The organism is Actinacidiphila paucisporea (assembly GCF_900142575.1).
GTDB classification, from domain to species: domain Bacteria; phylum Actinomycetota; class Actinomycetes; order Streptomycetales; family Streptomycetaceae; genus Actinacidiphila; species Actinacidiphila paucisporea.
The window spans coordinates 23,566-33,678 of record NZ_FRBI01000004.1 but is presented as its reverse complement, the minus strand read 5'-3'; the positions used below and the strand labels follow the sequence as shown (position 1 = coordinate 33,678).

Below are 10,113 nucleotides of genomic sequence, written 5' to 3'. Positions count from 1 at the left end.
CTGCCACAGGTGGTCGGCGGTGCCGTTGTCGTCGTACTGCACGACATGCGCGCTGTTCGCGGTCGACATCAGGTCGACACCCATGACCTTGCCGGAGTTCTTGTTCCTGATCCTGCGGTAGGGGGCGGGCGCCGACCACTGGTGGCCGCCGGTCGAGGTGGTGGGGAAGGCGGAGATCCGCAGCCGGGCGGCGCCCATCGGGATGAGGGAGACCGTCTCGACGGCCGCGGTGCTGCGGGCCGGCGAGTCCTGGAGCGGGGTGACGACGTGCTGGCTGTCGGCCTGCCATTCGGCGATCCGCCGGGCGGGGGCGGTGATACGCACCGGGGTCCCGCCGTGGCTGAAGGGGTCGGCGGGCAGCGGGCCGCCGTTGCGGGTGAAGGTGGTGGCGCCGGCGTCGAGTGCGAGGCCGTAGTTCCAGGCGGCGGCGGTGTGCACGGCGTATTCGGGGAACTGCGACGTGCCGCCGGTCTGCACGTAGGTCTCGCCGAGGTCCAGCGAGTAGCTGAGCGGGCCGTGGTCGACACCGGTGGCGCCGTGGTTGCCGGGCCAGGTCCTGGTCGTGGTGGTCTGCGGCAGCGTGAGGACGACCGAGTCGCCGTTGTTCCAGGTGCGGTCGACGACGGTGAAGGCCGGTCCCGCGGGGGCGGTGACGGCGGCGCCGTTGACGGTGAGGCGGGGTGATCCGCACCAGCCGGGAATGCGCAGATACAGCGGGAAGGCCAGCGGTCCCGGGGTGGCGACGGTGAGCGTCACGGTGTCGGCGAAGGGGTAGTCGGTGGTCTCGGTGAGGGTCACCCGGGTGCCGCCGGCGACCTTCGCGGTCACCGTGCTGGGCGCGTACATCGCGGCGGCCAGGCCGTGGTCGGGAGTGGCGAGCCACAGCTCCTCGGTGAAGTACGGCCATCCCATGCCGTAGTTGTGCGGGCAGCAGCGGTACTGGTCGACGCCCGGCAGATAGGCCTGCATGGCCCAGTTGTTCTGGAACTGCCCTTGCGTCTTGGCGGTGTTGTCCAGGTCGACGCTGTTGGCGCTGGTGACGTAGTGCACGGCCTTGCCGGACGGGTCGAGGGCGGCGGGCAGCGAGTTGAAGGCCAGGTCCTCGCAGCGGTCGGCCCACACCGGGTCGCCGGTGATCCGGGTCAGCAGCTGGTGGCTGGCCATGAACTCGACGATGCCGCACGTCTCGAAGCCCTGCCGGGGATCGCCGAAGCCGGGCCTGGCGTTCTCGTCGCCGGCGAAGCCGCCGCCGGGGAACTGCCCGTAGGCGGTCATCACGGCGGTGTAGTTCTGGTAGGCGGCCTGGGTCAGCGCGCCGGACGGCGAGCGCAGCGCGTACTGCGCGGGTTCGCGGAAGCCCTGGGCGATGTTGACGTTGTGCAGGCTCGGCAGGTTGTTGACCCAGTTCGCGCCGCCTGCGTGGATCTTGTCGGCGAGGCCGAGCAGGAAGGCGTCGCCGGTGCGGTTGTAGAGCCAGAAGACGCTGTCCAGGCCGTCGCCCCAGCGCACCGACACCCAGCTCTGGTTGAAGGCGCCGGGGCCCTGGGCGTTCATGTAGCGGAAGAAGGCGGTCAGCATCGGCACGATCCGGCTGTCGCCGCTGTATTCCTGCCAGTTGCGCAGGGCCCAGGTCAGCGGCAGGTACGGCCAGAAGTCGGGGCCGCCGCCGAGCGAGGTGCGCAGGCTCGTCGGGCCGAAGAAGCCGTCCGGCTGCGCGGTGGCGAGGATCGCGTCGACCCAGCGGCGTACGGCGGCCAGCGCGGTGCCGTCGCCGGTGAGGATCGCCAGGTCGACGTAGCCGCGCAGCCAGTACGGCACCTCCTCCCAGCCGGTCTTCTCCGGGTGGACCCAGCCGCTGGCGTCCATGGCCAGGAAGTGCGACGTCGAGGCGTACTGCCCGCACAGGCCGGCGAGTTGCTGCCGGAGCCGGCCGTCGAGCCAGCCGCGGGCGGTGACCGCGCCGGGCGGCAGCCGCAGGAAGGCGGTGGGGGCGAGGGGGGCGGCGTTGGGGGTGTAGAGGCCGCCGGGGGCGGGAGCGACCCGGGCCGAGGCACGACCCGGGTCACCGCCCCCGGCGGCGGCACCGGCGGGCGCCGCCGGCAGCAGTGGGAGAGCGGCGCCCGCGGTGAGTGCGGTGGTGACGAACTGTCGGCGGTTCAGGGGCATGGGGGGTGGCCTCCTGCGGTTCGCGTCTTCCAACGTTGGAAAGTCCGGTGCCACCCGGCATGACAGCACGCGGCCACTGTCATGTCCATAGCTCGCACAGAAGTCGTCAGAAGTCCCATCCGCACCTGAAGACAGCGATCCGGCGCGGCGGTTGACGGGTTTTCGAAACTCCGGACCGACTTCTTGTCGCCGCTCGGAGGCGCGTATATAACGTTGTAAAGCCGCGCCCGGGAACACCCGTTCCCGCCCTCCCGCGCCGCCCCGGACCACTCGTACGACCGACGGACGCGACTTCCGTCGAGACCAAGGAGTGACGTGAGCATGACGAAGCAGAGCACGACGAAGCACAGAACCCGCGCACTGGCCGCTGCCTGCCTGCTGCTCGCCACCGCGGGCCTCGCCGCCACCGGATGCTCCAAGTCCGAGAGCAACGACAAGGCCGCCTCGCCCAGCGGTTCTTCCCAGGCCGCCGCGCAGCAGCAGGTCACCGAGTCGGCCACGGCGGCGGGCGGCGGCTGCACCCTGAGCGCCTACGGCGCCCAGAAGCTCGACCTGAAGAACGCCGTCGTCGGCTTCTCGCAGTCCGAGAAGGAGGACAACCCCTTCCGGATCGCCGAGACCCAGTCGATCAAGGACGAGGCCGCCAAGCTCGGCGTCAAGAAGCTGCTGACCACCGACGCGCAGTCCCAACTGCCCAAGCAGATCAGCGACATCCAGGACATGCTCACCCAGGGCGCGCAACTGCTGATCGTGGCACCGCTCAACTCCGACGGCCTGGAGCCCGCATTGCAGGCCGCCGCCGCCAAGCACGTGCCGGTCATCACCATCGACCGCAAGATCAACGCCACCTCCTGCAAGGACTACGTCACCTTCCTCGGCTCGGACTTCGTCAAGCAGGGCCAGCGCGCCGCGGACGCCATGATCAAGGCGACCGGCGGCAAGGGCCAGGTCGCGATCCTGCTCGGCTCGTCGGGCAACAACGTCACCACCGACCGCACCAAGGGCTTCCTCGACGAGATCGCCGCCAAGGCACCGGGGCTGAAGGTGGTGGCCCAGCAGACCGGCGACTTCACCCGTGACAAGGGCCAGCAGGTCATGGAGCAGCTGATCCAGTCCAAGCCCGGCATCACCGCGGTCTACGCGGAGAACGACGAGATGGGCCTCGGCGCCGTCACCGCGCTCAAGAGCGCGGGCAAGAACCCCGGCAAGGACGTCAAGGTCGTCTCGGTGGACGGCACCCGCAACGCCGTCCAGGCCATCGTCAACGGCACGTACAACGCGGTGATCGAGTCCAACCCGCGCTTCGGGCCGCTGGCCTTCGCCACCGCGCAGAAGTTCTACGCCGGCGAGCCGATCCCCGAGAACGTCATCATCTCCGACCGCGCCTACGACGAGACCAACGCCAAGGACTCGGTGGCCGGGGCCTTCTGAGCCGACCCGCCCCCTGACACCCGGAAGGCCAGGCCACCAGACATGGCACCACCAGAAGCCGCCGCGGCGCAGTCCGCCCCGCCCGGACCCGACGGCCCGCGGGACCCCGCGGCCCCGCCGACGCCCGTCCTGGAGGCGGTCGGCGTCAGCAAGCGCTTCCCCGGTGTGGTGGCGCTCGACGATGTCTCGTTCACCCTGCGCGCGGGTGAGATCCACGCGCTCGTCGGGGAGAACGGGGCGGGCAAGTCGACGCTGATCAAGATCCTCACCGGCGTCCACCGGCCCGACGAGGGCGAGTTGCGGCTCGGCGGCGAGGCCGTCGCCTTCCACCGCCCGCACGAGGCTCAGCAGGCCGGCATCTCCACCATCTACCAGGAGGTGAACCTGGTCCCGCTGATGAGCGTGGCCCGCAACATCTTCCTGGGCCGCGAGCCGAGGACCCGGCTCGGGCTGGTCGACTTCCGCCGGATGCACCGGGAGACCGCGGAGCTGCTGGGCGGCTTCGGCATCACCACCGACCCGCGCCGCCCACTGCACACCCTGGGCATCGGCACCCAGCAGATGGTGGCGCTGGCCAGGGCGGTCTCGGTCAGGGCCAGGGTCGTGGTGATGGACGAGCCCACCTCGTCGCTGGAGCCGCGCGAGGTCGAGACGCTCTTCCGGGTGATCGGCGACCTGCACGCCCGCGGCATCTCGCTGGTCTACGTCAGCCACCGGATGGACGAGCTGTACCGGATATGCGACCGGGTCACCGTGCTGCGCGACGGACGACTGGTGCACACCGGGGACCTGAAGGACACCGGCCGGGTCCGGCTGGTCTCGATGATGCTCGGCCGCGAGCTGGCCCGGGTGCGAAAGGAGGCCGCCGCCGGCTCGCCCGGCAGCGCGGCCGCCACCGCGGAGCCGGTGCTCACCGCGACCGGGCTGAGCCGCCGGCACCTGCTCGACGGCGTCGCCCTGGACCTGCGGCCCGGCGAAGTGCTGGGACTGGGCGGGCTGTTGGGCTCGGGACGCACCGAGACCGCGAAGGCGCTGGCCGGCGCGCTGCCGCTGGACGGCGGGGAGATCACGGTCGGCGGCCGGCGGCTGCGCCGGATCAGCTCGGCCGCCGCCATCCGGGCCGGCATCAGCCTGCTGCCCGAGGACCGCAAGGCCGAGGGCATCGTGCCCGGCCTCTCCGTGCGGGAGAACATCGTGCTCGCGGCGCTCCCCCGGCTGTCCCGCTTCGGCTTCGTCTCCCGGCGCAGGCAGGACCGGGTGGTGGACGTCTTCATGAAGCGGCTGCGGATCAAGGCGGCGAGCCCGGAGCAGAAGGTCGGCGAGCTGTCCGGCGGCAACCAGCAGAAGGTGCTGCTGGCCCGCTGGCTGTGCCTGGAACCGCGGGTGCTGCTGCTGGACGAGCCGACCCGCGGCATCGACGTCGGCGCCAAGGCGGAGGTCCAGACGCTGATCGACGAACTCGCCGCCGAGGGCCTGGCGGTGCTGCTGATCTCCTCGGAGCTGGAGGAGCTGGTGGAGGGCGCCCACCGGATCGTGGTACTGCGGGCCGGCGCGGTCGCGGGCGAGCTGACCGGTGACGACGTCACCGAGGGCGCGCTGCTGACCGTACTGGCGGAGACCGCGCCGCAGGCGCCCGCGCAGGCCGGGGCCGAAACCGCGGCCGCGGACGCCCGGCGGGCCGCGCCCGATCCCGCCCCCAAGGCCGCGCCCGCAGCCGGCGGTGGACCGGCGGACGTACCCGACCAGGCGCCGGCCGCCGGCCCGCGCGAGGAGGACCCCCGATGACGGCTTTCGCCTTCCCCCGCGGCCTGGACCGGCCGCGCATCGCCGACGCTCTCCAGCGCTACGGCGTCTACGCGGCCGTCGCGGCGCTGCTGGTCTTCAACGGCGCCTTCACCGACCACTTCCTCACCGCCGACAACCTGCGCACCCAACTCGTCCAGGTCGCACCGGTGGTGATCGTCGCGCTCGGCATGGCGCTGGTCATCGGCACCGAGGGCGTCGACCTGTCGGTGGGCTCCACGATGGCACTGTCCGGCGCGCTGCTGCCGCTCTACCTCGGCTACGGCCTGCTGCCCGCGCTGCTGGTGGCACTGCTCGCCGGGGTGGTGGTCGGGCTGGTCAACGGCTCGCTGGTGTCCCTGGTCGGGCTGCAGCCGATCGTCGCCACGCTGGCGCTCTTCGTCGGCGGCCGGGGCCTGGCCCTGGTCATCGCCGGCGGCCGGCTCAAGCAGATCGACAACACCGACCTGTTGAGCCTCGGCACCGACAGCGTCCTCGGCGTCCCGGTCGTCGTGCTGATCGCCGCGGTCCTCGCGGCAATTGTCGCCGGGCTCGTCCAGCGCACCACCTTCGGCCGCCAGTTGGTGGCCGTCGGCGGCAACAGGAGAGCCGCGGCGCTGGCCGGCCTGCCGGTACGGCGGGTGCTGATCGGGGTCTACGTCATCTGCGGGGTGCTCGCCGCGCTCGCCGGGGTGCTCGCCACCGCGCGGCTGACCGCGAGCGACCCGTCGTCGCTGGGCAACCTGATGGAGCTGTCCGCGATCACCGCCGTCGTGGTCGGCGGCACCCCGCTGACCGGCGGCTCGGTACGGGTGCTCGGCACCGTCTTCGGCGCCCTGCTGATGCAGCTGCTGCACGCCACCCTGGTCACCCACAACCTGCACGACTCCACCGCCCAGATGGTCCAGGCGGGCATCATCCTCGTCGCCGTCTACGTCGCCCGGGAGCGCAGAGCCCGATGAAGTCCCTTGTGAACCCCGCCCTTTCCGCGCCCACCGGGGCGCCGCCGGCCACGACCGCGGAGCCCCGCCCGGGAGGCCGGCAGCGCGCGGCCGAACTGCTCCAGCGCCAGGGCGTGCTGGCGGTCCTGGTCCTGCTCTGCGTCGTCTCCTCCTTCCTCTTCGAGTCCTTCGCGACCCTGGACAACACCCGCGGCATCGCCATCCAGGCGGCCTTCCCCGCGATCGTCGCGCTCGGTATGACCCTGGTGATCGTCACCGGCGGCATCGACCTGTCGGTCGGCTCGGTCTTCGCACTCGGCGGGGTGGTCGCCGCCTGGGCGTCGCAGTACGGCTTCCTGCCGGCGCTGCTGCTGCCGCTCGTGGTGTGCGGGGCGATCGGCACGCTCAACGGCCTGCTGGTCGCCAAGGCCGGCATGGCGCCCTTCATCGTGACGCTGGCCTCGCTGCTCGGCGCCCGCGGGCTGCTGCTCGCGCTGACCCACGAAGGTGCCAAGACGTACCTGGTGCCGCGCGGTTCGGCCTTCCAGAAGCTCGGCGGCGGCGCGGTGTGGGGCTTCGGCTACCCGGTGCTGATCGCGCTCGCGCTGTTCGCCCTCGGCGGCCTGGTGCTCCAGCGCACCTCCTTCGGCCAGGCGCTCTTCGCGGTCGGCGGCAGCGGTGACGCGGCGCTGCTGATGGGCTTGCCGGTGGCGCGTACGAAGGTGCTCGTCTACACCCTCAGCGGGCTGCTCGCCGGCTTCGCGGGCGCGCTGAACGCGGCCCGGCTGTCGTCGGGGGTCACCATCATCGGCGTCGGCATGGAGCTGGACGCCATCTCGGCGGTGGTGATCGGCGGCACCCTGCTGGTCGGCGGCGCCGGATCGGTGTCGGGCACGCTGTGGGGAGTGCTGCTGCTCGGCGTCATCCAGAACCTGATCAACCAGATCGGCTCGCTGAACTCCTCCTACCAGTCGGTGGTCAGCGGCGGCTTCCTGATCGTGGTCGTGGTCGCCCAGCGGTACCTGTCGGCGGCCAGACGCGGCACCTGAGGCGCCGTCCCAGGACACCGGCCGCGCACCCGTACCGTACGGGACCGGCACACTGAGGCCGGAACCGCCGTGCCTCCGCAGGACGGCCGAGGGAAGGAACTCCGTGGGCGCCAGCCTCAAGGACGTCGCGCAGCTGGCAGGCGTGTCGGTCAAGACCGTGTCGAACGTGGTGAACAACTACCCCCATGTCACCCCCGCGATGCGCGAGCGCGTACAGCGGGCCATCGACGAGCTGGGCTACCGCCCGAACCTGACCGCCCGCCACCTGCGCAAGGGCAGGACCGGCATTATCGCGCTGGCCGTGCCGGAGCTGGGCAACCCCTACTTCGCGGAGCTGGCCGGCGCCGTCATCGACGCGGCCGCCAGGCACGACTACACGGTGCTGCTCGACCACACCGCCGGCCTGCGCGAGAAGGAGGTGCTGGTCTCGCAGGGCTTCCGCGCCCACGTCATCGACGGCCTGATCCTCAGCCCGATCGAACTGGAGGCCGCCGACCTGCTCGGCCGGCCCGGCGACGCGCCGCTGGTGCTGCTCGGCGAGCGCGAGTACGACGCCCCCTACGACCACATCGCCATCGACAACGTCGCCGCGGCCCGTACCGCGGTACGCCATCTGGCCGGGCTCGGCCGGCAGCGGATCGCCTTCCTCGGCGCACGCAGGGAGATGGCCCGGCAGCCCGCCCACCTGCGGCTGCGCGGCTGGCGCGAGGAGCTGGCCGCGGCCGGCCTGCCCCACGACGACGCCCTGGTCGCGGCGACCGACGGCTACGGCCGCTGGGACGGCGCCGCCGCGATGAACGCGCTGCTCGACCGGGGCGCCGAGCCCGACGCGGTCTTCGCCTACAACGACCTGATGGCGCTCGGCGCGATCCGGGCGCTGGTCGAGCGGGGCCTGCGAGTGCCGCAGGACGTCTCGGTGGTCGGCTTCGACGACGTCGAGGAGGGCCGCTTCTCGACGGTGGCGCTGACCACCGTCTCCCCCGACAAGCAGGCCATCGCCCGGCTCGCCGTCGAGCGGGTGGTGGCCAGGCTGGCCGGCGCCCCGCAACTCCGGCCCGAGCGGATACACCCCGGCTACACGCTCGTCGCGCGGGAGTCCACCGCCCCGCGACCCGGGTGAGCGCGCCCACGCCGCACCCCTGACCCACGCCCCGCCCCGCCGACCGCCGAGGACCGCCGATGCCCGCGCCCGTACCGCACCGCTCCCCCTTCGGCCACGCCCCCGACGGACGCCCCGTGGAGTGCTGGCGGCTGGAGTCCGCGGCCGGGGTCACCGCCGAGGTCCTCACCTACGGCGGCACCCTGCACGCGCTGCACGTCCCCGACACCGCGGGCCGCCGCGCCTCGGTCGTGCTGTCCCTCCCCGACGTCCCCGCCTACGCCGGCAGCCCCTACTTCGGCGCCCTGGTCGGCCGCTACGCCAACCGCATCGGCGCCGCCCGCTTCCTCCTCGACGGCCGCCTGCACCGCCTCCCCGCCAACGACCGCGGCCACACCCTGCACGGCGGCCCCGACGGCTTCCACCACCGCCTGTGGCACGCCACCCCCCTGCCGGGCGCCCTCCGCCTCGACCTGCACAGCCCCGACGGCGACATGGGCTTCCCTGGCGCCCTGGACGTCACCGCCACCTACGCGCTCGACGCGGACGGGACGCTGGCCCTGAGCTTCGAGGCGCGCACCGACCGGGCGACGGTGGTGAACCTGACGAACCACGCGTATTTCGACCTGGCGGGGGTGGGAGGGGGCGCCACGGCGGCGCACAGCGTGCCGCGGGACCCGTCCGGCGGGATACTGCGGCACATGCTGAGTATCGACGCCGACAGCTTCCTGCCGGTCTCCACCGAGTCCATTCCGTGGGGGCCGGAACAGCGGGTCGCGGGCACGCCGTTCGACTTCACCACCGCGCGCCCGCTCGGTGACGGGCTGCGCGCGCCCGACCCGCAGGTCAAGGCCGCCGACGGCTACGACCACTGCTGGGTGCTGCGGCCGCCCGCCGAGCCCGCGGTGCCGCGGACCGCCGCGGTGCTCCACGACCCCGGCAGCGGCAGGACGCTGGAGGTGCGCACCACCGAGCCCGGCATCCAGGTCTACACCGCCAACCTGCTCGACGGCTCCCTCACCGGTCCCGACGGCCGCGGCTACGGCCCGCACGACGCGGTGTGCCTGGAGACCCAGCACCTGCCCGACTCGCCGAACCGGCCCGAATACCCCTCCACGGTCCTGCGCCCCGGTGAAGTCCTGCGCAGCCGCACCGAATTCCGCTTTCCGCACCTGCCCGGCGGCCGGCCGTGACCGGGCCGGAGCCGCTGCTGGTCGTCGACGGTGCGAACGTCGTCGGCTCGGTGCCCGACGGCTGGTGGCGGGACCGCCAGGGCGCCGCGACCCGGCTCCGCGACCGCCTGGTCCCGCTGGCCGCGGCGGGCCTCCCCGCGGACAGCGGCGCTCCCGAGTGGGCCGTCGGCGTCCCGCTCGACATCGTGCTGGTGACCGAGGGCGCGGCCCGCGGTGTCCCCGCCGTCCCGGGCGTCGGCGTCGAGGAGGCACCCGGCAGCGGCGACGACCTGATCGCCGCGCTCGCCGCCGACGCGGCGGACCGCCGGTGCCTGGTCGTCACCGCCGACCGCGGCCTGCGCGCCCGCGTCGAGGCGGCGGGCGCCCGGTGCGTCGGGCCGCGCGCGGTCCGCCCGCGCTGACCGGTGGCCCGGCGCGCCCAGCGTGCCGTCCGATATCCGCTAGCCCGGGGT

At 73.1% G+C, this 10,113-nt stretch carries 8 protein-coding genes; 7 read left to right on the top strand and 1 reads right to left on the bottom strand.

Features of this window, described 5'->3' with window-relative positions; genetic code table 11:
- Positions 1-2,166 (bottom strand): beta-L-arabinofuranosidase domain-containing protein (locus BUE44_RS08185; RefSeq protein WP_073495555.1); only part of this gene is annotated, 2,166 nt, incomplete at its 3' end.
- Positions 2,167-2,487: 321 nt separating this feature from the next.
- Here BUE44_RS08185 and BUE44_RS08180 point away from each other — a divergent pair.
- From BUE44_RS08180 to BUE44_RS08150, 7 genes are all read left to right on the top strand, one after another.
- Complete coding sequence (locus tag BUE44_RS08180) at positions 2,488-3,597, top strand: ABC transporter substrate-binding protein (protein ID WP_073495552.1); 1,110 nt, start codon at positions 2,488-2,490, stop codon at positions 3,595-3,597.
- A gap of 42 nt (positions 3,598-3,639) precedes the next feature.
- Positions 3,640-5,382 carry a sugar ABC transporter ATP-binding protein gene (locus BUE44_RS08175; RefSeq protein WP_073495549.1) on the top strand — a complete coding sequence of 581 codons (1,743 nt, stop codon included), beginning with the start codon at positions 3,640-3,642 and terminating at the stop codon, positions 5,380-5,382.
- Positions 5,379-6,341, top strand: coding sequence for an ABC transporter permease (locus tag BUE44_RS08170; protein ID WP_073495546.1), 963 nt, complete (start codon positions 5,379-5,381; stop codon positions 6,339-6,341). Before BUE44_RS08175 ends, BUE44_RS08170 begins: the two co-directional genes overlap by 4 nt.
- On the top strand, positions 6,338-7,369 hold the full coding sequence (locus BUE44_RS08165) for an ABC transporter permease (RefSeq protein WP_073495543.1): 1,032 nt from the start codon (positions 6,338-6,340) through the stop codon (positions 7,367-7,369). The genes BUE44_RS08170 and BUE44_RS08165 overlap by 4 nt, the downstream gene beginning before the upstream one ends.
- 103 nt (positions 7,370-7,472) lie before the next feature.
- Positions 7,473-8,489: a LacI family DNA-binding transcriptional regulator gene (locus BUE44_RS08160; protein WP_073495540.1), complete on the top strand. Its 1,017-nt coding sequence runs from the start codon at positions 7,473-7,475 to the stop codon at positions 8,487-8,489.
- 59 nt (positions 8,490-8,548) lie between these two features.
- The gene (locus BUE44_RS08155; RefSeq protein WP_073495537.1) at positions 8,549-9,661 is read left to right on the top strand and encodes an aldose epimerase family protein; all 1,113 of its coding nucleotides are present in this window, start codon (positions 8,549-8,551) and stop codon (positions 9,659-9,661) included.
- Positions 9,658-10,062 (top strand): NTP pyrophosphohydrolase, encoded by a 405-nt coding sequence (locus BUE44_RS08150; protein WP_073495534.1) that lies wholly within the window; start codon positions 9,658-9,660, stop codon positions 10,060-10,062. Before BUE44_RS08155 ends, BUE44_RS08150 begins: the two co-directional genes overlap by 4 nt.
- The last annotated feature ends 51 nt before the right edge of the window (positions 10,063-10,113 follow it).

Bases quoted from the DNA above. Each gene is read 5' to 3' on its own strand.
- BUE44_RS08180 (WP_073495552.1), top strand. From the start codon at position 2,488: ATGACGAAGCAGAGCACGACGAAGCACAGAACCCGCGCACTGGCCGCT.
- BUE44_RS08175 (WP_073495549.1), top strand. From the start codon at position 3,640: ATGGCACCACCAGAAGCCGCCGCGGCGCAGTCCGCCCCGCCCGGACCC.
- BUE44_RS08170 (WP_073495546.1), top strand. From the start codon at position 5,379: ATGACGGCTTTCGCCTTCCCCCGCGGCCTGGACCGGCCGCGCATCGCC.
- BUE44_RS08165 (WP_073495543.1), top strand. From the start codon at position 6,338: ATGAAGTCCCTTGTGAACCCCGCCCTTTCCGCGCCCACCGGGGCGCCG.
- BUE44_RS08155 (WP_073495537.1), top strand. From the start codon at position 8,549: ATGCCCGCGCCCGTACCGCACCGCTCCCCCTTCGGCCACGCCCCCGAC.